Origin of the sequence: Micromonospora sp. NPDC047670 (assembly GCF_043204915.1) — a bacterium.
In the GTDB taxonomy this organism is placed as follows: Bacteria; Actinomycetota; Actinomycetes; order Mycobacteriales; family Micromonosporaceae; genus Micromonospora.
Genome location: NZ_JBIDDA010000006.1, coordinates 110,640 through 136,754, shown reverse-complemented (window position 1 = coordinate 136,754; position 26,115 = coordinate 110,640). Strand labels below are relative to the sequence as shown.

The 26,115-nt window shown below is 73.7% G+C and carries 16 protein-coding genes; 7 read left to right on the top strand and 9 right to left on the bottom strand.

What is annotated here, in order from left to right; translation table 11 throughout:
• Positions 1-3: 3 nt before the first annotated feature.
• Complete coding sequence (locus ACGF7U_RS16745; protein ID WP_393107413.1) at positions 4-1,416, bottom strand: MFS transporter; 1,413 nt, start codon at positions 1,414-1,416, stop codon at positions 4-6.
• Positions 1,417-1,538: 122 nt separating this feature from the next.
• Here ACGF7U_RS16745 and ACGF7U_RS16740 point away from each other — a divergent pair, with 122 nt between their 5' ends.
• The gene (locus tag ACGF7U_RS16740) at positions 1,539-2,045 is read left to right on the top strand and encodes a winged helix-turn-helix transcriptional regulator (protein ID WP_393107411.1); all 507 of its coding nucleotides are present in this window, start codon (positions 1,539-1,541) and stop codon (positions 2,043-2,045) included.
• Positions 2,046-2,189: 144 nt separating this feature from the next.
• On the opposite strand, the gene ACGF7U_RS16735 is transcribed toward ACGF7U_RS16740, so the two are convergent.
• Positions 2,190-11,855, bottom strand: a complete 9,666-nt coding sequence (locus ACGF7U_RS16735; RefSeq protein ID WP_393107409.1) for a calcium-binding protein — start codon at positions 11,853-11,855, stop codon at positions 2,190-2,192.
• Between the two features lie 325 nt (positions 11,856-12,180).
• Between ACGF7U_RS16735 and ACGF7U_RS16730 the strand changes: the two genes are divergently transcribed.
• Together ACGF7U_RS16730 and ACGF7U_RS16725 are read left to right on the top strand one after the other, a co-directional pair.
• Positions 12,181-13,053, top strand: coding sequence for an alpha/beta fold hydrolase (locus ACGF7U_RS16730; protein WP_393107407.1), 873 nt, complete (start codon positions 12,181-12,183; stop codon positions 13,051-13,053).
• A gap of 65 nt (positions 13,054-13,118) precedes the next feature.
• Positions 13,119-13,634 carry a DinB family protein gene (locus tag ACGF7U_RS16725; RefSeq protein ID WP_393107405.1) on the top strand — a complete coding sequence of 172 codons (516 nt, stop codon included), beginning with the start codon at positions 13,119-13,121 and terminating at the stop codon, positions 13,632-13,634.
• A gap of 185 nt (positions 13,635-13,819) precedes the next feature.
• Here the strand turns inward: ACGF7U_RS16725 and ACGF7U_RS16720 are convergent, their stop codons facing one another.
• On the bottom strand, positions 13,820-14,392 hold the full coding sequence (locus tag ACGF7U_RS16720) for a TetR/AcrR family transcriptional regulator (RefSeq protein ID WP_393107403.1): 573 nt from the start codon (positions 14,390-14,392) through the stop codon (positions 13,820-13,822).
• Here ACGF7U_RS16720 and ACGF7U_RS16715 point away from each other — a divergent pair.
• Positions 14,358-15,227, top strand: a complete 870-nt coding sequence (locus tag ACGF7U_RS16715) for an alpha/beta fold hydrolase (RefSeq protein ID WP_393107401.1) — start codon at positions 14,358-14,360, stop codon at positions 15,225-15,227. The two genes, ACGF7U_RS16720 and ACGF7U_RS16715, sit on opposite strands and share 35 nt — an antisense overlap.
• Here ACGF7U_RS16715 and metH read toward each other — a convergent pair.
• Positions 15,209-18,724 carry a methionine synthase gene (metH, locus tag ACGF7U_RS16710; protein WP_393107399.1) on the bottom strand — a complete coding sequence of 1,172 codons (3,516 nt, stop codon included), beginning with the start codon at positions 18,722-18,724 and terminating at the stop codon, positions 15,209-15,211. The genes ACGF7U_RS16715 and metH overlap by 19 nt on opposite strands.
• 255 nt (positions 18,725-18,979) lie before the next feature.
• Between metH and ACGF7U_RS16705 the strand changes: the two genes are divergently transcribed.
• Positions 18,980-19,849 (top strand): PAC2 family protein, encoded by an 870-nt coding sequence (locus ACGF7U_RS16705; RefSeq protein ID WP_393107397.1) that lies wholly within the window; start codon positions 18,980-18,982, stop codon positions 19,847-19,849.
• Positions 19,850-19,969: 120 nt separating this feature from the next.
• Positions 19,970-20,761: a GntR family transcriptional regulator gene (locus ACGF7U_RS16700; RefSeq protein WP_393107395.1), complete on the top strand. Its 792-nt coding sequence runs from the start codon at positions 19,970-19,972 to the stop codon at positions 20,759-20,761.
• 68 nt (positions 20,762-20,829) lie between these two features.
• Here ACGF7U_RS16700 and ACGF7U_RS16695 read toward each other — a convergent pair whose 3' ends face one another.
• The 5 genes from ACGF7U_RS16695 to ACGF7U_RS16675 all read right to left on the bottom strand — a co-directional run bounded on the left by ACGF7U_RS16695 (position 20,830) and on the right by ACGF7U_RS16675 (position 25,402).
• Positions 20,830-21,444, bottom strand: a complete 615-nt coding sequence (locus tag ACGF7U_RS16695) for a DUF3592 domain-containing protein (RefSeq protein ID WP_393107393.1) — start codon at positions 21,442-21,444, stop codon at positions 20,830-20,832.
• Positions 21,445-21,748: 304 nt separating this feature from the next.
• Positions 21,749-22,987, bottom strand: a complete 1,239-nt coding sequence (mshC, locus tag ACGF7U_RS16690) for a cysteine--1-D-myo-inosityl 2-amino-2-deoxy-alpha-D-glucopyranoside ligase (protein WP_393107391.1) — start codon at positions 22,985-22,987, stop codon at positions 21,749-21,751.
• A gap of 165 nt (positions 22,988-23,152) precedes the next feature.
• On the bottom strand, positions 23,153-23,971 hold the full coding sequence (locus ACGF7U_RS16685) for an SCO1664 family protein (RefSeq protein ID WP_393107389.1): 819 nt from the start codon (positions 23,969-23,971) through the stop codon (positions 23,153-23,155).
• Positions 23,968-24,546: a DUF3090 domain-containing protein gene (locus ACGF7U_RS16680; protein ID WP_393107387.1), complete on the bottom strand. Its 579-nt coding sequence runs from the start codon at positions 24,544-24,546 to the stop codon at positions 23,968-23,970. The genes ACGF7U_RS16685 and ACGF7U_RS16680 overlap by 4 nt, the downstream gene beginning before the upstream one ends.
• A 133-nt stretch (positions 24,547-24,679) precedes the next feature.
• Positions 24,680-25,402, bottom strand: coding sequence for a histidine phosphatase family protein (locus ACGF7U_RS16675; RefSeq protein ID WP_393107385.1), 723 nt, complete (start codon positions 25,400-25,402; stop codon positions 24,680-24,682).
• A 93-nt stretch (positions 25,403-25,495) separates the two neighbouring features.
• On the opposite strand from ACGF7U_RS16675, the gene ACGF7U_RS16670 reads away from it, so the two are divergent.
• Positions 25,496-26,104, top strand: a complete 609-nt coding sequence (locus tag ACGF7U_RS16670; protein WP_393107383.1) for a helix-turn-helix domain-containing protein — start codon at positions 25,496-25,498, stop codon at positions 26,102-26,104.
• The last annotated feature ends 11 nt before the right edge of the window (positions 26,105-26,115 follow it).

Sequence of the window (26,115 nt, the reverse complement as noted above, 5' to 3'; positions counted from 1 at the left end):
CCGTCAGGCCGCGCTCGTGACGGACGCGGGCGCGGTGACCGCGGGCACGGCGGGCCCGCGACGGACGCCGAACGCGGTGACGATCGCGGCGACGACGGCGAAGGCCACCGGCACGACGAGCCCGGCGCGGATCGCCTCCAGGCCGAGCCCCGCGCCCGGAGCGTCGGCGGCGGCGACGCTGACGGCGGTCGCCGCCGAGATGCCGAGCGCGGTGCCGAGCTGGATCGACGTGTACAGCAGGCCGCCGGCCAGCCCGTGCTCGCGCTCGTCCACCCCTTCGGTGGCGGCCATGGTCAGGGGGCCGTAGGCGAGCGAGAACGCCAGGCCGAGCAGGAGCATGGCCGGCAGCATCGCCGCGTACGTCCAGTCGGCCGCGACCGGCAGGAACAGCGCGTACGCGGCGACGGCCGACAGGATTCCGCCGAGCAGCACCCGCACGTTGCCGAACCGGTCGACCAGGCGCGGCGTCAGCGTGGGCGCGAGGATGGTGTCGACGCCGACGACGAGCATCGCCAGCGCGGTCTGCAGCGCGCTCCATCCCCGCAGCTCCTGCAGATAGAGCGTGACCATGAACTGGAAGCCGGCGAAGGATCCCAGGAACAGCAGCGCGCCGAGGTTGGTGCGCACGAGCGCTGCGGAGCGCAGGATGCCCAGCCGCACGAGCGGGTTGGCCGACCGCCGCTCGATCGCGACGAAGACCGCCACGAGGGCCAGGCCGGCGGCGAACACCCCGGCGGTGGTGCCGACGCCCTCGCCGGCGTGCTCCAGGCGCACCACACCGTAGGCGAGCAGCAGCATCGCGCCCGTGACGCTCAGCGCGCCGGCGATGTCGAACCCGCCCTCCGGCCGGGCGTCCTCGGTGGTGTCCCGGATCAGCACGACCGCGGCCACGAGGATCACCGCGGCGAGGATGACCGGGGCGAAGAAGACCCAGCGCCAGCCCACGGAGGCCAGCAGGCCGCCGGCGACGAGGCCCAGCGAGAAGCCGCCGGCGGCGGTGCCGGCGTACACGCCCAGGGCCCTGGTGCGCTGCGGCCCCTCGGGGAAGGCGCCGGTGACCAGCGCCAGCCCGGCGGGCGCCATGAACGCGGCGGCGACGCCGGTGACGAAACGCGCCACCAGCAGCATCCAGCCCTCCGTGGCGAAGCCGCCGAGCCCGGAGAAGACGAGGAAGACGACGAGCCACAGCAGGAACATCCGGCGGCGGCCGAGCAGGTCCGCCGCCCGTCCGCCCAGCAGCATGAAGCCGCCGTAGCCCAGGACGTACGCGCTGACCACGCCGCTGAGCGTCCCGGTCGACAGCCCGAGGTCCGCCCGGATCGCCGGCAGCGCCACGTTCAGCATGGCGACGTCGATCCCCTCCAGGAAGATCGCCCCGCACAGCACGAGCAGCACGCTCCACGCTCGTCCGTCCATGCGGCTACTTGCCGTAGACATGATTGATCGCCCCCTCTCGGTGGACCGGCCGCCCTCGGTTCCCCTCATGCCTGCCGGTTCCTTCTTGTAACCAGCAGCATCGTCGGGCACCATCGGTGGGCATGGAAGAAGGAACTCTGCGGTCCCTCGGTAACTGCGGGGATACCGACGCCGACTACGACGTGCTGCAGTGGGACAGCCGGGAGGACTGCGAGGTCCGCCAGATCCTCGACCGCGTGGCCGACAAGTGGTCCCTGCTCGTGATCGCGCTGCTCGACAAGCGGAGCCTGCGTTTCACGGAGCTGCGCCGGCAGATCGACGGCATCAGCCAGCGGATGCTCGCACGTACGCTGCGGCACCTCGAACGCGACGGCCTGGTGAGTCGTACGGTGTTCCCGACGGTGCCGCCGCGGGTCGACTACGAGCTGACCCCCCTCGGGGCGACCCTGCACGAGACGATCCGGGCCCTGGTGACCTGGACGGAGACGCACCAGAACGAGATCGCCGCCGCCCGCGCCGCCTACGACGTACGGGCGGCCGACGAGCGGGAACAGGCGCAGCGGGAGGCAACGCAACGGGAGACGATCGCCCGGCGGGCGCTGGCGGGATCCCGAGGCCCGGCACGCTGACCGCCGGGCGCCCCGGTGGCCGGCTGCCGGGTCCGGGCACCCGCCGGCGGCCCGGCCGGGGCGCCGTGACCGGCGGCACACGGCCCTCGACGAGCGGGGCCCGGCCCTCCGCTGGGAGAGCCGGGCCCGCTGCGAGCGGCGCGGTCAGTCCGTGCAGGACGGCTGGTCGAAGTGCCCCGGGGTGCCGGGGAACGCCGTCCCGGCGCCCTGCTCACGGTTGTCGCGCGGGTAGACGTACGACAGCTCGAGGAACGCCGAGGTGCCGGCCGTGGTCACGTCGGTCGGGCTGCGACCGGCGCCGGAGGCCCAGGCCAGGCGGGTCAGGAACTCCTGCATGGCGGGGCTGTGCTGGCGGACGTCGTTGAACCCGCCGTAGGCCGAGTTGCAGTGGGTGAACATGTTGTAGGCGCCGTTCCAGTCGAAGAGCCGGTCGCCGTTGTTCGGGCCGTTCGCCGTCACGTCCCCCTGCAGCACGTCCCGGTCCCAGCCGCCGTACATCCAGTCGGTGCCGTGGTGGTGCTGGTTGTCGGCCACGGCGTCGTTGTCCATGTTCGTCATCTCGAACCACAGGCACGGGTCGACCGTGCCCGACGTCAGGTCCACCGGCCAGGCCCCCGCCGCGCAGTTGTCCGGGTAGGACCCGCGGGGACGGAAGTCCAGCAGGTCGGAGCTGAGCACCGCGGCCACCGCCGGACCGTCGGTCGCCCCGGCGCCGCCGAAGAGGTGGTCGACGTACTGGTCGCGGTCGCCCCGGGCGGCGGCGCTGAAGACGCCACCCACCTGGCACTGCGGGTTGGCCGCGTCGAGCACCGGGTCGCAGCCCTTGCCGCCCCACAGCACGTCCGACCCCTCCGAACCGAACAGCTCGTCGCCACCGCTGTCGCCGTTGGCGACGTCGTCACCGAAACCGGTGTGGATGTTGTCCGCTCCCGGCCCGCCACGGACCGCGTCGCCCGCGCCGGCGGTCAACCCCGGATGCGGCATCGGCGCCGAGGTGGAGCTGCCGACCCAGGCGTCCCCGTCGGTGTCGTGCAGCAGGTCCACGCGCCGGTCGTAGACACCGGCCCGGAAGCCGGTGTACGTCTCCTGCGGCACCGACGACAGCGTGGTGGTGAACCCCAGCGCCGCCACGTCGTCGGCGTTGAGGTGCTGGCTGACCACGCCGCCCCGGTCACCGAGGATGGCGTCCCGGCCGTCGTCGCCGTACAGCCTGTCGGCGCCGAGCTCACCGAAGAGGTCGTCGTCGCCGTCGCCGCCGCGGATCGTGTCGTCGCCGTCCTGGCCCCAGACGCCGTCGTTGCCGGCGTCGCCGTAGAGCTGGTCGCCGCCGAACGCGCCGGCCGGCTCGCAGGTGGACTGGGCGGTGGTGCAGAACCGGGTCGACGGTCCGGGCAGGGCCGGGTCGTGGGTACGGGCCGCGGTGGCGTCGGCCGGGACCGCGCCGGTCGGGTACCGCTCGGTGTAGACCCGCTCGGTCGGGCGGCCGTCGACCGTGCTCACGGTCCGCAGCAGCGAGCCGTTGTCGCCGAGGACCACGTCGTCCGCGCCGTTGCCCTCCACCACGTCGCCGGTGTCCCGGAAGCCGGCGGCCGAGCTGCCGCCGATGAGGTCGTCCTGCCCGGCCGGCGCACCGTCGCCGACCAGGTCGGCCGCGGCCGACGCGACGCCGGGCCAGCCCGGGTCCGGCAGCGGGCCGACCGTGGCCCGTCCCGGCGCGCCGAGGGCGGTGTCCCCGCGCAGGACGTCCGCCCCGCCGTTGCCCTCCAGGTAGTCGCCGTCGCCGTCGCCGGTCAGGGCGTCGTCGCCGTCCTGACCCCACAGCGTGTCGACGCCGTCGCCGCCGCTGATCCGGTCGGCGCCGTACCGGCTGGCGGTGGCCGCCGACCGGTCCAGCAGCACCACGATCCGGGGGCCGAACAGGGTGCCTCCGGCACCGGCCCGGACCGTCACCGAGGTCGGCTGCTCACCGGCGAGCGGGCGCAGCACCGCGCCGTTGTCGCCGATGACGGCGTCGGACCCGGGGCCGCCGAAGACGGCGTCCGCGGTGTCCGGCTGGCCCGTGGTGGCCGCTCCCGTGCCGTCGTACGCGGTGCTGGAGCCGCCGACGAGGTCGTCGTCGCCGTGGTCGCCCTCGACCCAGTCGCTGCCCGGGCCACCCTCGGCGAAGTCGGCGCCGCCGTCGGCGCGCACCCGGTCGGGTCCGCCCTGGCCGAAGATGACGTCGTCGGAGTCGCCGCCGGAGATCACGTCACCGCCGCTGGTGCCGGCCGCCGGGCTGAACCCGAGGTCGAGCAGGGTCACCTTGCGTGGCGGGCCGGCCCGGCCCTGGGTCACCCGGGTCGCGTCGGCGTCCGCCGGCGCGAAGCGGGCGTTGTCCCCGGCGATCAGGTCGCTGTCGCCGTCGCCGAAGAGCTGGTCGCCCACGTCGGGCCGGCCCGTACCGGCCGCCGGCTCCTGCCCGGAGCCGCCGACGATCTCGTCCCGGCCGTGGTCGCCGTGGACCAGGTCGGCGCCGTTGTTGCCCTCCAGCCGGTCGTGCCCGCCGTCGCCGTTGATCCGGTCGTCGCCGAGCCCGCCGTACGCGAGATCGTCGTCGCCGCCGCCGGAGATCACGTCCCCGGCGCCGGCCCCGGCCACGTCACCGGCCAGGTCCAGCGGGTGGGGCCCGACGTCGCCGACGCGCGGGGTGCCGTTGTCGCCGACGATCCGGTCCATCCCCTCCTCGCCGTAGAGGCGGTCACCGCCGTCGCCCGCACCGACGGCGCGCCCACCGCCGTAGAGCACGTCGGTGTCCGGGCCGCCGAAGACCTGGTCGCCGTCGGCGTTGCCCTCGGCGGTGTCCGCACCGGTGCCGGCGAAGAGGCCGTCGTCACCGGCGTTGCCGAAGAGCAGGTCGTCGCCGTCGTCGCCGTGCAGCTGGTCGACGCCGTTGCCGCCCCAGACCCGGTCGGCGCCGCCGCCGAGGTGCAGGGTGTCGTCGCCGAGCTGGCCGCAGGCGCGGTCGTCGCCGCCGCCGAGGTCGGCCCGGTCGTTGCCGCCGCCGGCCGAGACCACCTCGACCCCGGCGCCGCCGAGGACGAGGTCGGCGGCACCCTGGTCGGCGGGGGCCGGCTGGGCGTCGGCGAGGACGGCGTCGGCGCAGGTCTCGGCGGGCAGGTGCCGGTCGCCGAAGACCCTCGACCCGCCGTCGCCGCCGATCACGTGGTCGCTGCCGAGCCCGCCGACGAGCAGCTTGGTCTGCGGCTGCGTGCCCGCGGGCAGCGGCTCGTGGGTGACCTGGCGGAACGGACCGTAGCCGTCCGCCCCGTCCGGCTCGCCGACCCGGGAGGGCTCCGCGATCACGTAGTCCTCGTCGGGCCCGCCGAACAGCTCGTCGGTGCCGTAGCCGCCGACCAGCACGTCGTCGCCGCCGTAGCCGTAGACGCGGCCGGTCTGGCCGTTCGCCGAGTGCGACACGACCAGGTCGACCCCGGTGCTGCCGTGCACGGTGTCCTGGCCGGCGCCGGTGTCGACCTGGTTGGTCAGTCCGGCGTCGCCGGTGCCGACCTGGTCCGCGTCGGCCGGCACGTCGGTGTCGTAGGTGTGGATGGTGTCGTCGCCCCTGCCGCCGTTGACGGTGTCCGCGCCCGGGCCGCCGACGAGCGTGTTCGCGCCGTTGGGCCGGTCGTCGACCAGCACGCCGAGCACGTCGTCGCCGCCGTTGCCGTAGACCCGGTTGGTGCCGTGTCCGACGGTGACGTGGTCGTCCGTCCCGGCGTCCGCGTCGGTGGGGCCGTCCAGGGTCGTCCAGTCGATTAACCCGTTGAGGGTCCGGTCGCCCGCCTGCGTGTGCACGGTGGTGGCGCCCCGGTCGGTGCCGCCCAGGCCGCTGTCGCCGGCGACCACGTTGTCGCCGTCACCGGTGGTGATGCTGTCCTTCCCGGCGCCGCCGGCGACCCGGCTGAGCACACCGGCCGCCTCGGCGGTGACGATCACGTCGTCGCCGCCGCGGCCGTCCACGTATGCCGGCCCGGTCCCGGTCCTGATCCGGTCCTTGCCGTCGGAGCCGAGCACGACCGCCGTCCTGTCGAACGCCGACGTCCTGGTGCCGTCGCCGCTGGTGTCGCCGTCGCCGGTCAGCAGCACCGACAGGGACGTCTTGTCCGCATCGGCGACCTCGTAGCCACGCCCGTCCACGACCACCCGGGTCAGGGCCGGGTCGAGGAACTCCTGCCGGCGGCCCAGCGCCTCCACCGCGAAGCCGTCGAAGTCGTCGGTGGCGCCCGGGGTGCCCGCGTCGGCGTAGTGCAGCGCGTACACCTTCACCACGTCACCGGCGTAGGTGTCGGCGTCGTTGTCCCACACCTCGTGCCCGCGCTGCCCCTCCTTGCCGAACTTGCCGGCGAAGACCACGAGGGTGTCTCCGACGGTGCCGGCGAGCTCCGGTGGTGGCGGGGAGCAGTCCGGTTGCGCCCGGAAGTCGAGCAGGGTCGCGTCGACCAGGGTGAAGTCGAACTTCTTCTTGAACAGGAACAGGTCGATGGTGACGTAGACCTTCAGGAAGACCGAGAGCCGCCCGCTGGTGGTGAACAGGCAGATCGGGTTGGTCAGGAGCGCCTGGAGGAACTCGCTGGTGCGGAACTTCCCGTCGTTGTTCGGGTCGTTCCAGCTGAAGCCGACGGTGAGCCGGATGCCGCCCTCGATGCCGACCTTGACGACCAGCACGCTCACCTCGGCCCCGGCGGCGATCTCACCGCGCAGGGTGACCACCGGGACGGCCTTGCCGCTGCTGTCGGCGGTCTTGAAGTAAAGCCCGTCGAGCAGGCTCACCGCGTCGACAGACGTGCCGTCGGTGGCGGCCTCGATCGCGTGCCGGATGCCGGCGGTGTCCAGGCCGGCGATGAACCGGGCGGTCACCGAGGCGCTGCCGGAGAGGGTGACGAAGACCGGCGGCGGCGCGTAGACCGGACCGAACGACTGCCGCCAGCTGAAGCCCAGCTCCAGCGGGCCCGAGTCGAAGCTGATCAGCTCGACGTCCTGGCCGAGCAGCAGCCCGAACAGCGATGCCGGGTTGTCGAAGATCGGGAAGCTGAAGCCCGTCTTCTGGGCGTTGCTCCTACCGTCGGCGGCCGGGGTGAACAGCTTCTCGCCGTCGTCGCCCGCGGCGTCGTCGACGCGCGCCTTCACCTGGGAGCCGGAGGCCGGGTTGTACTCCGAGGTGCGGTCGATCAGGCTCTCGGCCGCAGCCGGCGAGACCTCCGTCGCCAGCGCCTTCTCGCTGTCCAGCTTGAACCCGCCGAGCGGGATGGAGCAGCCGGAGTCGCAGTCGGGTATCCGGTTGATGAACGTGACCACGGCGCGGACCGTGTCGATGAAGTCGAGCCTCGGACCACCGTTGAGGGTGCTGAAGGTCTTGGCGAGCCAGACCAGGGTGATGTCGGGGCCGCCGGTGGCCTTCGACAGGTCCGACAGCACCGGGATCGGCGCGTACAGGGTGTCGATGACCGGCTGCAGCGGACCGGTGACGGCCTTGAGCTTCTCCACCACCGGCTTGAGGATCTTGTCGAAGAAGGCGCCGGCGTCCAGGGCGATGTCGGTGAACGTCACCTTCAGCGGCGTGGTGACGCCGTCGCCCGTGGCGGTGAGCCCGCCCCGCTTGTGCTTCAGGCCCCACTGCAGGCCGAACGTGGCGCTGATGCCCGGCAGCGCCGAGTCCTCGCCGCCGGTGTCCACGGCCGCCGCCAGCTTCCAGTCGATCTTGACCTCGGCGGTGAGGTCGGTGGCGAGCAGCGAGCCCAGGTCGGCGAACTCGGCCAGGGTCAGCCGGTCGTCCGCGTTGGCCGTGCAGTCGGCGCTGACGGTGGGATCGAAGCAGCTCTTCTCCCCCGGTGAGCCCTTCAGGTCGATGCCGAAGTACGCCTTCACCAGCGGGTCGGTGGCCCGCTTCGTCGCCTTGACCTGGATGAAGGCGAGCTGCGCGGCGAGGTCGCCGGTCATGTCGAACTGGGCGCCGACCTGCACCTCGGGCGAGGTGTCCCCGTCGTGGGTGGGGACGTAGAAGCCCTCCTCCCGGTCCAGCACCAGGTCCAGGTGCAGCTTCCAGCCCAGCTTGGCCTGGATGCCGTCCGGGGCGCCCTTCTTCGCCCTCAGCGACAGGCCGGGGATGCCCAGGTCGAGCGGCACGTTGAGCTTGAGGCACTCATCGGACGCCCCGGCGTCCTTGCACCCGTCGGCGGCGGAGGGCGCGCCCTTGGCGGTGGTGAGCTTGATCCGGATCGCCTGGAAGTCTCCCGGAGCGCAGGGTGCCGCGACGCCACTGCGGCAGGTGACCACCGCGCTCACGCCCGGGTCCAGGTCGGCGAGCACCTCGTTGAGGGCCGCCTGCACGCCCGCGCTGTCGAGCGTGGCATTGGCCAGCACCGGCCCGATCGCGGCCTTGACGTCCTCGCGCAGTTGCGCGACGAAGCGCTGGCCCTGCTGCAGGTCGTCGCCGACCAGGGGAAGCTTGCCGTCGAAGCTGGCCAGCCGCAGCGCCTCCTCGACCTTGGCCAGGTATCCGTCGATACCGACGTTGAAGTCGGTGAGCTTGAGCGACAGGTTGGCGAAGCAGGAGTCGAGGTTCGGGGTGCTGGCCGCCGGGGTGAGGTCCAGGCCCACGGTGAGGCTGAACAGGTTGGTGTCGTCCGCCGGGTCACAGTTGTTGACGAACAGCGGCGCCTTCGCGCAGAGCGGCACGTTCGCGCCACCGACCCCGCCTCCGCAGTCGACACCGGCGGTGCTGAACGTCGGCGTCAGCCCGAGCAGGCCGCTGATCGGCCCGTCCTCGCTCAACCCGTTCAGCCCGACACTCAGGTTGGCCTTCACGGTGGCGAAGTCCGGATCCTTGCCGAGGTCGAGGGCGAGCGGCCCGACCCGCGCGGCGATCGCCGCGTCGGTGACCCCGCCCGCGACGGTGACGCTGGCCGAGGAGCTGCGGTCCAGCAGCGGCGCGGCGTTCAGCCGCAGGGGCAGCAGCAGGCCGAGCTGCGCCCGGGCGTCGACGTCGACCGCGAACGTGCCGGAGCTGTCCAGGGTGATCAGTTCGCGGTGGGCGTCCCAGGCGACGTTGAGCGGGCCCCCGGTGTGGAACGTGCGCTTCCAGTCCAGCCCGAGCCGCAGGAACGGCCCGCCCGCGCGCTGGTCCAGGGTGAAGCTGATCCCGCTGTCCTCGCCGATGGCACTGTTGAGCACGTCCAGGGCGTCCTGCAGGTTCTCCGGGGGCGCGGCGAGCAGCTTGTCCAGCGCGTCGGCCAACTCCGGCCGCAGGGCGTACGCGCTGCCGTCGGCCGGCTTCGGCGTGCCGGCCGCCTCGACGCGCAGGGTCTGCCCGTCGAGGCGGTTCAGCACCCGGTACGCCTTGCTGCCGATCACCACGGTCCGGCCCTCGAGCCGGGGGTCGAAGCCGGAGTCGCCGTCGCGGGAGGCGTCCTTGAGCAGGAAGTTCGCCCCGTCGGCGACGAACGTGACGTCCTTGCCGACGCCGCTCTCGTCGCCGCCGAGCAGCTGCCGCGCGGATCGGCCGAGCAGCGGGATCTCCTTGTCCAGCGGGCCGCTGCCGCCGCCGGGCTGGGACAGCGCGGAGTTGATCAGCCGCAGCGCCTCGACGACGACCGCGAAGAGCGCCTTCGGGTCGTCGGGGTTGAAGTCGACGGCGGCCAGCTCGGCGAGCGCCGAGGTGTCGACCACCGGCTGCCCGCCGGCCGTCCAGCTCACGTCGACGCCGATGCCCTCGCCGAGGGCGCCGGTGGCGCCGGGCACGCTGACGGCGACCCGGCCGGTGGTCTTCACCGACGACGACACGGCCAGCAGGTTGCCCGGGTCGGACTTCAAGCGCTCGAAGAGCGTGCCGAGGCTGACGTCCTGCGCCTGCCTGAAGTTGACCTGGAGCATCCGCTCGCCGGCGGCGGCCGGCCCGACCGCGAGGTTGCCGGCAAGCCTGACCTTCAGGAAGCCGGCGGTGGCGAAGAAGTCGACCCCGGTGGTGATCGGGAAGTCGGCGGCGAACAGCGGCGTCGCCGCGTCGGTGCGCAGCAGCACCCGGTCGGCGGGCGCCGGGCTGCCGGGGCCGTCGTTCAGGTCGAGCACCAGGGTGACCGACGCGCTGTAGCGGGGCTTCACCTTGGCGAAGCTGGCCTGGGCGTTCGCCGCCCGCAGACCGACCCGCTTGTCGCCGCCGACCGACTTGCCGAGGGTGCCGGCCAGCTCGACAGCACCGATGTTCGGACTGGAGCCGCTGATCACCCACACGCTGTCGTTCGGCGGCTGCCCGCCGATCCAATCCTGCGTCAGGGTGACGGAGTCGGCGGTGTTGGCGGCGACGGTGCCGGCGGAGGTGCCGGCGACCACCCGCTGGCCGACCAGGGCACCGGGCGTGAACCGGTCGCCGCTGACGCTGAAGCCCTTGGCGGTGAAGCTCGCCCCGCGCCCGGACAGCTCCGCGGCACCCGGGTCGAGCGGAACCTCCACGGTCGACTCGCGTTCCAGCTTGACCCGGAACACCAGCTTGCCGTTGTCGAAGGAGAGGTTGTCCACGGGCAGGCCCTCGGCGGCGAGCAGGGCGAGCAACTGCTGGATGGAGCTGAACTTCGGCTGTCCCGCCAGGGCGGGGTCGTCCTCGGCCGGGTTGAAGTGCGGGTCGTCCGGGCGGGGGTGGACGTACTCGCGGAGGAAGTCGGTGAGCTTCTCGTTGACCTTGACCGCGTCGGCGAAGGTGCCGCGCAGGAACGGCAGGTTGAGGTTGCCCGCCGGCCCGCTCTGCTGCACCCCGCTGAGCAGCGTGGCGAGCTGGGCGAGCCCGGAGGCCAGGTCCAGCGGGCTCATGTTGCGGAACTTCGCGATCGTCTCGTCCAGCCCGGTGGTGCTCACCGTGGGGCTGCCGACGGCGATGTCGTCCCAGTCGACGGCGACCGTCGCGGCGACCGCGGGCAGCGCGAACGGCGCGCCGCTGGTGGCCGCGCCGAGCTTGATCACGCCGTGCACCGAGCCGGGTCCGGGTTCGGTCTCGGTGTCGGAGATCCGGCCACCGCCCGAGCCGTCCAGCGCCACCTGCACCAGGCCGGCCAGCGAGCCGGGCGCGGCGAGTTCGCCCGTGCCGGCACCGCCGGCGGTGTCGAAGGCGAGTCGGCCGTCGCCGTTGGGGTCGGTCAGCGTGACCTTGACGTGGGTCCGGGCGGTGAGGGTGCTGCCGGCGGTGAGGGTGACGCCGAGGATGCCCATCGAGGCGGTGGCCTGGTCGAGATCGGCGCGCAGCCGCGCTGCGGCGTCGACGTCGATGCGCGGGGTGTCGCCGTCGCGGACCAGGTAGGTCTCCCCCGCGGCGGTGTGCCGGGCGCGCAGGTGCAGGGTGGCCCAGCCGGTGACGGTGACGGCCTTGTCCAGGGTCACCCCGCCCACGGTGAGGTCCCGGTCGACCACCTCGCGTTTCGTGGTCAGCAGCACGTCCAGCAGGTGGTCGCCGCCGCTGGCGCTGACCGAGCTGGTGAGCCGCGTGCCGCCGCCGAGGTCGACATCGTCCTTGGTCAGGCCGCTGGCCAGCGCGTCGGACGCCTTGTCCACGAGCTTGTCGGCGTCGACGAGCGCGCCGGGGCTGACGCCGAGCAGCGGCAGCGGCTGACCGAGCATCCCCACCTGGGACAGCCCGCCGTCGGCCCAGGTGGCCGTGCGGGACATCAGGGCCTTGAGCGCGGTCTCCCACGCCTCGTCGGCCTGGGCCGGCGTCGCCGTCCACACCAGAGCCGTCGCGGCGGTCACCACCGTCGCAATGGCCGCGGCGAGCAGCCGTCGTAGAGCCACCATGAGCCACCTTCGATCCTCGGATGGCCGTCACCGACGGCGCTGGTCAGCGCCAGCACAGCGATCGCGGGAATTGCTCACAACGAATGTGTCGGCATGGTGACACAGCGTCAACCCGAACGGTCGGCAACGTCGGACCGGGTGGGCGGAGAAGACTGTGCCCAGGGCCGTACCGCGCTGGCCCGAGGGGCGCGCGGGCCGCGTTCCGGCACCGGCCGGGTTCGCCCGTCCGGGGCCGCCCGCGACGCCAACCTCGCCCCCGGACGGGGCGGTTTCTGGCACCGTCGAGGGAAGCATCCGTACCGCGCCTGGTGAGGAGACGACGGTGGCCGCCGCAGCCGTACACCACAGGACCGTCGACATCGACGGGATCGAGATCTTCTACCGGGAGACCGGGCCGGCGCAGGCGCCGGTGGTGCTCCTGCCGCACGGCTATCCGTCGTCGTCGTTCCAGTTCCGCCACCTCCTGCCCGCGCTCGGCGACAGGTGGCGGGCGATCGCCCCCGACCAGCCCGGCTTCGGCTACAGCGGCACGCCGGATCCCGAGCGCTTCGCGTACACCTTCGACGCCCACGCCGAGGTGCTGCGCCGGTTCACCGAGGCGCTGGCACTCACCCGGTACGTCATCTACCTTCAGGACTACGGCAGCCAGTTCGGGCTGCGCCTGGCGATGTCGGCCCCCGAGCGGGTCGCTGGCCTGGTCATCCAGAACGGCGACATCTACCCCGACCAGCACGGACCGAAGTACGAGCCGCTCAAGCAGTTCTGGCGCGACCCCACCGACGAGGGACGCGAGCGCCTCGCCGCGGCGGTCGACGAGGAAGGGTTCCGCACCGAGTTCCTCGGGGAACTGCCGGAGCGGCTGAGGGACCGGGTGAGCCCCGACCTGTGGCGGCTCTCCGCCGCGCTGACCACACCGCGGCGGCGCGCGAACCTGGTGCGTCTCCTCGCCGACCAGGGCAGCACCGTCGCCTGGTTCCCCCGCCAGCAGGAATACCTGCGCACGCACCGGCCGCCGACCCTGATCGTCTGGGGACCGCACGACGGCTACATGCCGGAGGGCGCCGCGCGGGCCTATCTGCGGGACCTGCCCGACGCGGAACTGCACCTGCTCGACGGCGGGCACTGGCTGCTGGAGACGCACCTCGACGAGGTGGTCCGGCTCGTACGCGACTTCCTCGGGCGGGTACACCCCTGACCGCCGTCCCCCGTCCGGCCGGCGGCGCCCGTGACGGCGGACGGCAGCACCGCTAGCCTCGGCACGTGGACCGATGCGACGAGTGCGACTTCGTCTACGACAGCGTCTCCGCCGACGAGCTGCCACGGCTCCTGCGCGCGCTCGGCGGGCGGTACGCGGCCGCCCTCGCCGAGGTGCGGCAGGCGCGGCGGCGACCGGCCGAGGGCGTGTGGTCGCCGCTGGAGTACGCGTGCCACGTCCGTGACGTGCTCGGCGTGCAGGCCGACCGACTCGCGCTGGCGCTGCGCGTCGAGGAGCCTAAGTTCGCCCCGATGGGACGCGACGAACGGGCCGTGGCCGAGGCGTACAACGAGCAGGATCCCGCGACCGTGCTCGCCGCGCTGGGCGCGGCCGCCGACGACCTGGCCGCCCGGTTCCGCGTGCTCGGCCCCGCGCAACTCGCGCGCACCGGTGTCTACCCGTGGCCGCGACCGCAGGCCCGGACGCTGCTGTGGCTCGGCCGGCACACGATCCACGAGGGCGAGCACCACCTGCTCGACATCCGCCGCGCCGCACGGTCGGAGACGGCCCCGAAGGGCTGACCGTTGCCGCCGTGCGGCGATGGTGGACCGTCAGGCTCCGATCACCGCACGGCGGGAGCGCGGTTCTCCTGCGGGGTGCCGGCGTCAGCCGGCGCCCGACGGCCGTTCAGGCCCGCGGTTTCCAAGCGGCGGAGTGAGCCCTGGCGACGGCAACCCAAACTGCTCGGCGCAGCCCGCCGCGCGGATCACCCCGACACCTCCGATCGCGGGCCGGTCGTGCCGTGCAGGGCAGTCGCCACGACGCGGTGCACGAATTCGCGGTCGACGCGTTGACGCCGGAAGACGGCGCGAAGCCAGACCGCGCCCGCGATCATGTCCATGATCGTCATGGGGTCCGCCTCCTTGGCCAGTTCGCCGCGGGCCACGGCCCGTTCGAAGATCGGCTGCTCCCGGGCGAATCGGTCCACGAAGAACCGTTGGGCGCTCGCCGCCAACTCCGGCCGGTGCGCCGCGGCGGCGAGCGCGGCGACCGCCACGTCGGCGGCCGGTGGTGCGGTGAGGAGCGCGACAATGTTGTCTGTCAGCGCCTCCAGGTCGCCCCGCAGGCTGCCGGTGTCCGGCGTCGGCTGGTCGAGCATGGACGCTTCGACCAGCGCCTCCGCGAGCAGCGCCGCCTTCGACGGCCACCACCGATAGATCGTGGTCTTGTTCACGCCCGCCCGGCCGGCCACACCTTCGATCGTCAGGCCCTCGTACCCCTTCTCCGCCAGCAGCGTGAGCGTGGTGTTGAAGATCTCCTGCTGTCTACGCGGCGCCACGCGCCCACCCTACAACGCAACGGTGCGTTGTGGTTTACTGCGACAGCAACGCAACGCACCGTTGCGTCGCGGAGAGGAGACCGACATGACGCTGCCCGTCGTCCTGATACACGGCATCCGCGTCAGCGGCACCATGTGGGACCCCGTCATCTCGCAGCTCAACCGGCCCGCGATCGCGGTCGACCTGCCCGGTCACGGCACGCGCCGCGCAGAGCGCTTCACCATGGACGCGGCCACCCGGACCGTCGCCGCCGCCATTGATCGTGTCGGCGGCAGCGCTCTGGTCGCCGGGCTTTCGCTGGGCGGCTACGTCGGGATCGCCACCGCCGGCCGCTTCCCGCGACGGGTGGCCGGGCTGGTCGCCATCGGCTGCACCGCCAGCTCCGCCGGCACGGCACGGGTCTACCGGGCGGCGGCCGCGCTCGCCGGCCGCTTCCCCGAATACGCCAACCGGCTCAGCGCGTACGGTTTCCGCCGCGCCCTGCCCAAGCCGGTGGCCGACGCGGTACTCGCCGGCGGGGTGGCCTGTGAGGTGATGCCGGAGGTCGTCGCGGCACTCACGGCACACGACCACCTGGGCGCACTGGCCGCGTACCCGGGCCCGGTGTGGCTGGTGAACGGCAGCCGGGACCCGTTCCGCAGCGACGAGCAGGCGTTCCTGGCCGCATGCCACAACGGCCGGCTGATCCGGCTGCCCCGCACCGGCCACGTGACCACGCTGGCCGACCCCGCTCGACTCGCGGGGTTGCTCGAGCACGCGGCTTCCCGGACCTCACCCGTCGGTCTGGCCCGGTCCCAACACGGTTCAGGTGGCCGTCACTTGGCGTTGAAGTAGCTCGCCTCCGGGTGGTGCACGACGATCGCGTCCGTGGCCTGCTCCGGCATCAGCTGGAACTCCTCCGACAGCTGCACACCGATCCGCTCCGCGCCCAGCAGCTCCACGATCTTCGCCCGGTCCTCCAGGTCGGGGCAGGCCGGGTAGCCGAACGCGTACCGGCAGCCCCGGTAGTCGGTGCGCAGCAGCCCCGCCAGGTCGGCCGGGTCGTCGTCGGCCACCGTACGGCCGCCGGGCAGGGTCAGCTCGGCGCGGATCCGCCGGTGCCAGTACTCCGCGAGGGCCTCGGTGAGCTGCACGGACAACCCGTGCACCTCCAGGTAGTCGCGGTACTCGTTGCGGGCGAACAGCTTGGCGGCGTACTCGCTGACCGGCTGGCCCACGGTGACCAGCTGCAACGCCACCACGTCCAGCTCGTCGCCGCGTGGGCGGAAGAAGTCGGCCAGGCAGAGCCGCCGCTCCTGACGCTGCCGGGGGAAGGAGAACCGGGCCCGCTCGGCGTGCCCGTTCTCGTCCAGCACCACCAGGTCGTTGCCCTCGGCGTACGCGGGGAAGTAGCCGTACACGACGGCCGCCTCGAGCACCTGGTCGGCGATGAGTCGGTCCAGCCAGTAGCGCAGCCGCGGCCGGCCCTCGGTCTCGACCAGCTCCTCGTAGGACGGTCCCTTGCCGCCGCGGGCGCCGCGCAGCCCCCACTGCCCGAGGAAGGTGGCCCGCTCGTCGAGCAGCGCCGCGTAGTCGGCCAGCGGCACGCCCTTGACGACGCGGGTGCCCAGGAACGGCGGGGTGGGCACCTCGACGTCGGTGGCGACGTCGGAGCGGACCGAGGCGTCGTCGAGCGCCGGCAGCGCCTCGGTCACGATCGCCCGCTGTCGCTCGCGGCGGGCCCGGCGGGCGGCCAGCGCCGCCTCCCGCTCCGCGTCGACCACGGGCGCCCCGCCGCGCTTGGCGGCCATCACCCGGTCCATCAGGGACAGCCCCTCGAAGGCGTCCCGCGCGTAGTGCACCTGGCCGGGGAACATCGCGCGCAGGTCGTCCTCGACGTACGCCCGGGTCAGCGCGGCCCCACCCAGCAGCACCGGCCAGCGCTCCGCGACCCCGCGCGTGGCCATCTCGGCCAGGTTCTCCTTCATGATGACCGTGCTCTTGACCAGCAGGCCCGACATGCCGATCGCGTCGGCGCGGTGCTGCTCGGCGGCGTCCAGGATGGCGTTGATCGGCTGCTTGATGCCGATGTTCACCACCTCGTAGCCGTTGTTGGACAGGATGATGTCCACCAGGTTCTTGCCGATGTCGTGCACGTCGCCCTTGACCGTGGCGAGCACGATGCGGCCCTTGCCGCCGTCGTCGGCCTTCTCCATGTGCGGCTCCAGGTAGGCCACCGCCGTCTTCATCACCTCGGCGGACTGGAGCACGAACGGCAGCTGCATCTGCCCGGAGCCGAACAGCTCGCCGACGACCTTCATGCCGTCCAGCAGGATGTCGTTGATGATCGACAGCGGGGCCCGGCCGCCGGCCATCGACGCGTCCAGGTCGGCCTCCAGGCCGTTGCGCTCGCCGTCGATGATCCGCCGCTTGAGCCGCTCGTCCAGCGGCAGCGCCGCCAGCTCCTCGGCCCGGCCGGCGCGCGCCGAGGCGGCGTCCACGCCCTCGAAGACCTCGATGTAGCGCTGCACCGGGTCGTAGCCCTCGCGGCGTCGGTCGTAGATGAGGTCGAGGGCGACCTCGCGCTGCTCGTCGGGGATCTTCGACATCGGCAGGATCTTGCTGGCGTGCACGATCGCCGAGGTAAGCCCCGCCTGCACGCACTCGTGCAGGAAGACGGAGTTGAGCACCTGCCGCGCGGCCGGGTTCAGGCCGAACGACACGTTGGAGATGCCCAGGGTGAAGTTGACGCCGGGGTAGCGCCGGGCGATCTCCCGGATCGCCTCAATGGTCTCCAGGCCGTCGCGGCGGGTCTCCTCCTGGCCGGTGGCGATCGGGAAGGTCAGCGCGTCGATCAGGATGTCGGACAGGTCCAGGCCCCAACGGCCGGTGAGGTCCTCGATCAGCCGGACCGCGACCCGCACCTTCCAGTCCCTGGTGCGGGCCTGGCCCTCCTCGTCGATGAGCAGCGCCACCACGGCGGCGCCGTGCTCCCTCACCACCGGCATCACCCGGGCGTACCGGGAGCCGGGGCCGTCGCCGTCCTCGAAGTTGACCGAGTTGACCACGCACCGCCCGCCGAGCATCTCCAGCCCGGCCTCGATCACCGCCGGCTCGGTCGAGTCCAGCATGATCGGCAGCGTGGAGGCGGTGGCGAACCGGCCGGCCAGCTCGCGCATGTCGCGGGTGCCGTCGCGGCCCACGTAGTCGACGCACAGGTCCAGCAGGTGCGAGCCGTCGCGGGCCTGGCTGCGGGCGATCTCCACGCAGGCCTGCCAGTCCCCGGCCAGCATCGCCTCGCGGAACGCCTTGGAGCCGTTGGCGTTGGTCCGCTCCCCCACCATCAGCACGCTGGCGTCCTGGGCGAACGGCACGTGGTGGTAGATCGAGGCGACGCCCGGCTCCCGGCGGGGCTCGCGCGGGCCGGGGCGGGCGCCGTGCAGCCGCTCGGCGACCACCCGGATGTGCTCCGGGGTGCTGCCGCAGCAGCCGCCGACGAGCGAGACGCCGTATTCGGTGACGAAGCGTTCGAGGGCGTCGGCCAGCTCCCCGGGGGTGAGCGGGTAGACCGCCCCGTCGGCGGTCAGCTGCGGCAGGCCCGCGTTGGGCATCACCGACAGCGGCACCCGGGCGTGCTGGGAGAGGTAGCGCAGGTGCTCGCTCATCTCGGCCGGGCCGGTCGCGCAGTTCAGCCCGATCAGGTCCACCCCGAGCGGCTCGATGGCGGTCAGCGCGGCGCCGATCTCGCTGCCCAGCAGCATGGTGCCGGTGGTCTCGACGGTGACGTGGCAGATCAGCGGCACCGTCCGGCCGGCCTCCGCCATCGCCCGCCGCGACCCGACCACCGCCGCCTTCACCTGGAGCAGGTCCTGACAGGTCTCGACGATCAGGGCGTCCGCGCCGCCGGCGATCAGGCCGGCGGCGTTCTCGGCGTACGCGTCGCGCAGGGTCGCGTAGGCGGCGTGCCCGAGGGTGGGCAGCTTGGTGCCCGGGCCGATGGAGCCGAGCACGAACCGGGGACGCTCCGGCGTGGCGTACGCGTCGGCGGCCTCCCGGGCGATCCGCGCCCCGGCCTCGGAGAGCTCGCGGATGCGGTGCTGGATGTCGTACTCGCCGAGGTTGGCCAGGTTGGCCCCGAAGGTGTTGGTCTCGACGCAGTCCGCGCCGGCGGCGAGGTACGCCTCGTGCACCCCGCGCACCACGTCGGGGCGGGTCACGTTGAGGATCTCGTTGCAGCCCTCGTAGCCCTCGAAGTCGTCCAGGGTGAGGTCGGCCGCCTGCAGCATCGTGCCCATGGCGCCGTCGGCGATGAGGATCCGGTCTGCCAGCACGTCGAGCATTGAGGTCCGCACGGGTTCAGGTTAGTGCCGCGGCGACCCGATGCGTTCCCCCGTGCCGGCCTTCCCACATTCTGTCAGCGGGATCACGCTGTCCGGTTCGTCACGTTCTGAGCGGCTGGGGACGGGCCCGACCGGCGCGGCCGACGGGCCGCTTCCCGCCCCGGGACGTAGGCTGGCGGACGTGAAGGACTACAGCAGAAGCACCGCGCCCGGCGGGCGGACGGCCGGGTACGGTCCCGTCCCCGACGAGCAGGGCGAGGTGACGGCGTGACCGAGTTCGACGGACTGCCGGTGCTGCGGTCCCCCGTGGCGATCGCCGCGTTCGAGGGGTGGAACGACGCCGCCGACGCGTCCACCGCCGCCGTCGAGCACCTGGAGCAGGTGTGGCAGGCCCGGCAGATCACCGAGCTTGACCCGGAGGAGTTCTACGACTTCCAGGTCAGTCGCCCCACCATCACCATGGCCGAGGGCGAGACCCGCAGGGTGGAGTGGCCCACCACGCGCTTCATGGTGGCCAGCCCGGAGGGCACCGAACGGGACGTGGTGCTGATCCGGGGCATCGAGCCGAGCATGCGGTGGCGCACCTTCTGCGAGCAGGTGCTCGAGATCTGCCACAGCCTGGAGGTCGAGCGGGTGGTCGTGCTCGGCGCCCTGCTGGCCGACGTGCCCTACACCCGGCCCCTGCCGATCAGCGGCAGCGCCTCCGACGCGCAGGCCGCGCAGCGCTACCAGCTCACCCCCACCCGCTACGACGGACCGACCGGGATCGTGGGCGTGCTGCACGACGCCTGCAACCGCGCCGAGGTCGACGCGGTCTCGTTCTGGGTGCACGTGCCGCACTACGCCAACAACCCGCCCTGCCCGAAGGCCACCCTCGCCCTGCTGCACCGGGTCGAGGAGGTGCTCGACCTGCCGGTGCCCATGTCCGACCTCGCCGAGGAGGCCGCCGAGTGGGAGCAGCGGGTGCGCAGCGCCGCCGAGCAGGACGCCGAGCTCGGCGAGTACGTGCGCGAGCTGGAGGAGCGCGTCGGCGACGCGGGCATCACCCCGCTGACGGGCGACGAGATCGCCCAGGAGTTCGAGAAGTACCTGCGCCGCCGCGGCGGGTCCGCCGGCCCGACCGCCGGCTCCTGGTAGCCCTCTCCCCCGCGCACCGGGCCCCGGACGTGTCGTCCGGGGCCCTTCCGCGTGTCCGGGGTGGCGCCGTCACCACCTCTACGGCATCCTAGGAACCTAGCTGTGATCGAGGAGGCGGGCATGCAGATCAATCCGGGGGCCGCCGAGTTCCCGCACCGGCAGATCGCCGCGCAGCTCAAGACCCAGATCCGCCGCGGCGACTGGGGGCCGGGCGAGCGGCTGCCGTCCATCCCGGCCATCGCCGAGATGTTCGGCGTGGCGAAGCAGACCGTGCAGCGCGCCGTCGACCAGCTGCGGGTCGAGGGCATCCTGATCACCAAACCCGGCTCCGGGACGTACGTCCGGGGCACCCGGCGGCGGCTCAACCGGCTCTCCCGGGGCCGTTACGGCGGCTTCCGCGGCTACCACGCCGACCTGGCGGCGCGGTACCGGCAGCAGCTCGTCTCGGTCGGCCGGGCCCCCGCCCCGCCGGAGGTGGCCGACGCGTTCGGCGTGGCCGACGGCACCGAGCTGCTCTGCCGCCGTCACCTCGTGCGCACCGAGGACTCGCCGGTCGAGGTGGGCGCCTCGTGGTTCCTGCCCGCCGACACCACCGGCACCCCCCTGGAACGCGCCGAGGCGTTCGGCCGGCCGCTTTACCAGGAGGCCGAGGAGGCCACCGGCCGGCGGTACGTGTCGGCCACCGACACGATCAGCGCCCGCCAGCCCAGCCGGGAGGAGGCGGAGATCCTCCAGATCCGCCCCGACACGCCGGTGCTGCACCTGCTGCACGTCGCGTACGACGGCCACCGCAAGCCGATCGAGGTCGCCCAGGCCACCTGGCCCGGCCCCGTCACCACGCTGACCGAGGAGTACCGGATCCCCGCTCCCGCGCCGGACCCGGAGCCCGACCCGGGTCTCGTCCTGGGCTGACAAACCGCTCGACCACCTGGCCGCCCTGACCGGACCAGCGATCGCCCGGCCCCTGACGGGACGGGCGATCAGCTCAGCAGCCGCCCCTTCGCGGCGCTGAACTCCGCGTCGGTCAGGGCGCCGTCCCGGTGCAGCCGCGCCAGCCGCTCCAGCTCCGCCGCCAACTCGGGCCCCCGGTACCCCGGTTGAGCCGGCGGAGCCGGGGTTCGCGGTTGCCGGTTCTCCCGGATGTCGAGGATCGAGGGGTCCTCGGGCAGGTAGTGGACCGTGACCGCGTCGCCCGTCCGGGGCAGGTCGTATCCCGGACAGAAGCGGCTGGCCGTTCCGCTCCGCTCACGGCCGTCGACCGTGAACCGGACGTTCAGCCGCAGCTCGGGGTCGTCGCCGTACATCCGGCCGGTCTGCTCGACGCCGATGATCAAGCCGGGTGTCGGCCGGCCCCGGGCGGCCAGCGCGGCGGCGCGCTCCTCGGCCCGTCGCTCCAGGTCGAGCTGCCGGCTTCGCCACCGCCCGTGCAGGACGACCGAGAGCACGGCGACCGGGGACGTCGCGACCATCACCAGCAGCAGCACGCCCGACCGGTTCGCCCAGTACCCACCGAGCAGGCCGGAGCCCGCGCAGACCCACATCACCAGGCCGAACGGCAGCCGGCCGGCCGGTACCGCCCCGGTTGGCGACGCCACCGGCCCAGCTCAGGGCGACGATGGCGAGCAGCAGGCCCCCGACGATCCGCAACGCCGAGCCCGCGCTCTCCTGGCGGGCCCGTTCCTGCAGGGTGATGCCGTCGACGAGCAGCCGACCCGCGACCAGGATGAGCAGCGCGGCGCAGGCGAGCGCGGCGAGCCGACCGGGATCGAGGCGGCGGGCGGCCGAAGTGTCGATCGCGGCATCGTAGCCGTGAACGTCACCACGAGTACGCCGTCACGGCGGGCACGATCCCGTGCCTCGGCGGGACCGGCCCGGCGTGCGGCGAGGGTTGGGGTGGGGTCAGAGGCGGATGCCGAGGAGGGCGTCCAGGGTGTCGGCGAAGAGGGCGGGTGCGGCCGGGTCGTCGGCGGCGCCGGCGAGGGTCGCCTCGGCCCACTCGTCGGCCAGCGCGATGGCGCCCGGCGAGTCGAGATCGGCGGCGAGGCGGGCGCGTACGCCGGCCAGGAAGGCCGCCCCCGACGGGCCGGCGGGCGCGGCGGCGGCCCGCCGCCAGCGGGCCAGCCGCTCCTGCGCGGTCGCGAGCAGCTCGTCGGTCCAGGCGCGGTCGGCGCGGTAGTGCCCGCAGAGCAGGGCCAGCCGGACCGCCATCGGGTCGACCTGGTCGGCACGCAGCCGGGAGACGAAGACCAGGTTGCCCCGCGACTTCGACATCTTCTCGCCGTCCAGGCCGATCATGCCGGCGTGTACGTAGTGGTCGGCGAACGGCGCGACACCGGTGAGCCGCTCGGCGTGCGCGGCGGAGCACTCGTGGTGCGGGAAGATCAGGTCGTTGCCGCCGCCCTGCACGTCGATCCGGTCGCCGAGCAGGTTGAGCGCGATGACCGCGCACTCGATGTGCCAGCCCGGGCGGCCGGGACCCAGGTCGCCGCCCGGCCAGGACGGCTCGCCCTCGCGGGCGCCGCGCCACAACAGCGGGTCGAGCGGGTCACGCTTGCCGGCCCGGTCGGGGTCGCCCCCGCGCTCGGGGAAGATCTCCAGCATCTGCTCGCGGGTCAGGTTGGACTCGTAGCCGAACCGGGGCGCGGCGGCGATGTCGAAGTAGACGTCGCCGGTGCCGTCCTCCAGGCGGTACGCGGCCCCGTCCTTGAGCAGCACGAGGACCTTCTCGGCGATGTCGGGGATGGACTCGACCGCACCGACGTAGTGCGCCGGCGGGATGATCCGCAACGCCTCCATGTCCTCCCGGAACAGGGCAGTCTCGCGCATCGCCAGGACCTTCCAGTCCTCGCCGTCGCGCTCGGCCCGCTCCAGCAGCGGGTCGTCGATGTCGGTGACGTTCTGCACGTAGCGCACGTCGAGGCCGGCGTCCCGCCACATCCGCTGCACCAGGTCGAAGGTGATCATGGTGGCGGCGTGGCCGAGGTGGGTGGCGTCGTACGGGGTGATGCCGCAGACGTACATGGTCGCGGTGCCCGACGGATCGCTCGACTGGAGGCCCTGCCGCGCCGAGTCGAACAACGCGAGCGGCTCGCCCCTGCCCGGCAGCCGCGGCACCTCGTGTCCCGCCCAAGAGTCCATGATTGTCAGCCTAACCAGCCGCCGGCGCGCGACACGGCCACCCCACGGGTGATCATCACGACAGCGACGAGGGCGCCGGTACCGGCTCGACGCCCGGCCCGTTCGGGCGCGCCGGGCCCGGCCCGCCGGGCGCCCGGCGCCACCCCGCCCCCTGGGGGCGGCACGTCACATGGGGGGCCAGGGCACCGCCGGCCAGTCCTGCGACGGCTGCGGGAAGCGGCCGGTGTGCCGCAGCCGGTCGACCCGGGCGGCCAACTCGGCGATCTCGCCGAGGGTGAGGTGGTCGGCCAGTTCCGCGCCGAGCGCGCCGGAGAGCTGGCCGGCGAGCGCGTCGAGCATCTCCACGGCGTCCGGCGGGAGGGGCCGGCCGGCCCAGCCCCAGAGCACCGTGCGGAGCTTCTCCTCGATGTGGAAGCTCACCCCGTGGTCCACGCCGTAGATCCGGTCGTCCGGCCCGACCAGGACGTGCCCGCCCTTGCGGTCGGCGTTGTTGATCACCGCGTCGAGCACCGCGAGCCGGGCCAGCCGCGGGTCGTCGGCGTGGGCGAGCGCGTAGGGGGTGCCGTCGTCGTCGCGGGCCGCGGCGATCGGGAACCAGCGCGGCGGCAGCGCGGCGGCCGGCACGAACCCGACCAGCGGCTCCGCGTCCTCCGGCTCGTCGATCCAGAGCTGGCACGACCCCGGCCCGAACGGGCCGTCACGCAACACGGTCGGCGGCACCAGATCCCACCCGGTGGCCCGGGAGACCACGTACGCGGACACCTCCCGGCCGGCCAGCGTCCCGTCCGGGAAGTCCCACAGCGGGCGTTCGCCCCGCACCGGCTTGTAGACGCACCGCGCGGTCACCCCGTCGAGCGTCAGGACGCCGCGCAGGGTGGTGTTGGAGGCGTCGACGAGCCGCCCCTCGAGGTCGAGCCGGCCGTCGCGGAGCAACCGGAGCGCGGCGTCGCCGTCCTGTCGGGGCTGGAGTTCCGACGAGGTCACCGGTGATAACCGTTGTGGCGCGGGCAGAGGTGACCCGCCGGATCCAGCGGCTGCCCGCACAGCGGGCAGGGCGGGCGGCCGGCGTTGACCACCCGCCGGGCCCGCTCGATGAACTGGCGGGTCGCCTCGGGGGTCAGCCGCACCCGGAGCCGGTCGAGGTCGTCGTCCGGCTCCTCCTCGTCGTCGTCCTCGTCGTCGTCCGGCTCGCCGAGCTCGACCTCGACCTCCGCCTCGCCGGCGGCGATGGCCTCGATCACCACGGTCGCGGTGTCGACGTCGAAGGCCAGCCCGAGCGTGCCGACCCGGAACTCCTCGTCGACCGGCGTGTCCAGCGGGTCGTTGTCGCCGACGGCGGCCACCGGCTCGGGCAGTTCCACGCCGAACCGGCGCTGCGCCTCGGCGAGCAGCTCCTCGAGCTTCTCGGCGAGCAGCGACACCTGGACCTTCTCCAGCGCGACGCTGACCAGCCGGCCTCCGCCGCGCGCCTGGAGGAAGAACGTGCGCTCCCCGGGCGGCCCGACGGTCCCGGCGACGAACCGCTCCGGCGGCTCGAAGGCGTGCACCTGGTGGGTCATACCCACGACCCTATCCGGCGCGCCGTGGCGCCGCGTACCCCACCGACGCGAATCGCCGCGCGCCCGCCACGCCCGCCGCGCCCGGCGATCCGGCGCCCGGCGCCGGGCGTGGCGGCCGGCCGCCGCCGGCGCGTCACCGGCCCGCCCCCGCGCCGCCGCCCACCGCCGCGTCGGAGTCGGCCGCGCCGGCCGCCCGGGCCGCCCGGCGGCGCCGTTTGGGCGGCGGCGGCACCAGGGCGGTCAGGTCGCCGCCGGTGTCGTTGAGCCGCACCAGGAACGGCCGCAGCGGGGTGTAGCGGATCGCCGTCACCGACGCCGGGTCGGCCACGATCCGCTGGAACAGGTCCAGGTGTACGCCGAGCGCGTCGGCCACGATGGCCTTGATCACATCGCCGTGGCTGCAGGCCAGCCAGACCGCCTCGGGGCCGTGCTCCGCGGTCACCCGGGCGTCCCAGGAGCGGACCGCGGCGACCGCCCGCGCCGCCATCGCCGCCATCGCCTCCCCCTCCGGGAAGACCGCGGCGCTCGGGTGCTGCTGGACCACCGGCCAGAGCGGCTCCTTGGCCAGCTTCTTCAGCGGCTGGCCCTCCCAGGTGCCGTAGCCGCACTCGATGAGGCCCTCCTCCAGCACCGGGTCGGCCCCGGGCAACGCCAGCTCCAGGGTCTGCCGGCAGCGGATCAGCGGGCTGGTCACCACCGCCGCCAGCGGCACCCCCCGCAGCCGCTCGCCCACGGCGGCGGCCTGTGCCCGGCCGGTGTCGTCCAGTTCGACCGGTTGGCGGCCGGCCAGCCCGCCCTCCGCGTTCGCGGTCGTCCGGCCGTGTCGCAGAAGCAGAAGGGTCGCCACGGTCACCACCCTATGGCCCCGTGCCCGCGCGCGTGCGCGGCGTGGCCGCGCTAGCCGCAACGGTGGTGGCAAACGGCGTTGCCGGTCTGGCAAGGTGACGGCATGGACGACGATCTCGATGAGGCGCTCGGCGCGGTGGGCCCCCGGCTCCGCGCGCTGCGCCGGCAGCGCGGGACGACGCTGGCCGACCTGTCGACGACGACCGGCATCTCGGTGAGCACCCTGTCCCGGCTGGAGTCCGGCGCCCGCCGGCCGACCCTCGAACTGCTGCTCCCCCTGGCCAAGGCCCACGGGGTCACGCTCGACGAACTCGTCGGCGCCCCGCCTACCGGCGACCCGCGCATCCACCTGCGCCCCGTCACCCGGCACGGCATGACGATGCTGCCCCTGACCCGCCGGGCCGGCGGCATCCAGGCGTACAAGCTGGTGATCCCGGCGAGCAGCGCCCGGCGGGAGCCCGACCCGCAGACCCACGAGGGCTACGAGTGGCTCTACGTCCTCAACGGGCGGCTGCGGCTCGTCCTCGGGGCGCAGGACCTGGTGCTCTCCCCCGGCGAGGCGGCCGAGTTCGACACCCGCGTGCCGCACTGGTTCGGCGCCGCCGACCCCGAGCCGGTCGAGTTCCTCAGCCTGTTCGGCACACAGGGCGAGCGCGCCCACCTGCGCGCCCGGCCCCGGCCGGCGCCACCCGGGGAGACCGACCGGCGGTGAGCCCCGCCCGG